At 58.2% G+C, this 500-nt stretch carries 1 pseudogene; it reads right to left on the minus strand.

The features are described 5' to 3' along the window. Window positions 1–500, minus strand: a pseudogene (locus J5M67_RS27985) (restriction endonuclease); the annotation flags it as partial.

Consider the following 500-nt stretch of genomic DNA (forward strand, 5'->3'; position numbering starts at 1 on the left):
ATATCGAGCGCACGGAACGACAACCGGCGCGGCTCAATCCCACCTCCCGGGACGCGCACTCGCAGGAACTGCAGCGACTCCAACAGATGCAGTACCGTGCGGTTGTTGATTGGAAGCGGTGCCGCTGGCGTGTCAACCCATGAGGTGTCTGCTTTCCGACCCTCCAGAAACGGATAGCGGTTCGGGTCGAACAGGGCCCCACCATACGCTGGCAAGCGCATCACCTCGTGTTCTACTCCACTATAGATAACGCGGCACGTCGCCAAAAATCGGCTCCACGCGTCGTGCCTATGCTCCAAAAGCTGCTCGTCGGGTATCTCACGCAACTGGTCGCGTAGTGTCGAGATTGCATAGTGACGGTCGTACAACGCGTCGCCAAGCAAAAGAAGACCCCGCTCCTCAGCAGAAAACAGAAACACTAGGCGCATCATGACTGTGAGCGCTGCCTGGTAAAGGTCTTTCTCCCCGATACCCTCCAAGAAACGCCCGTGCTGTTCGAC

The sequence above is a fragment of the Pseudomonas sp. 30_B genome (assembly GCF_017491605.1).
Classification (GTDB): domain Bacteria; phylum Pseudomonadota; class Gammaproteobacteria; order Pseudomonadales; family Pseudomonadaceae; genus Pseudomonas.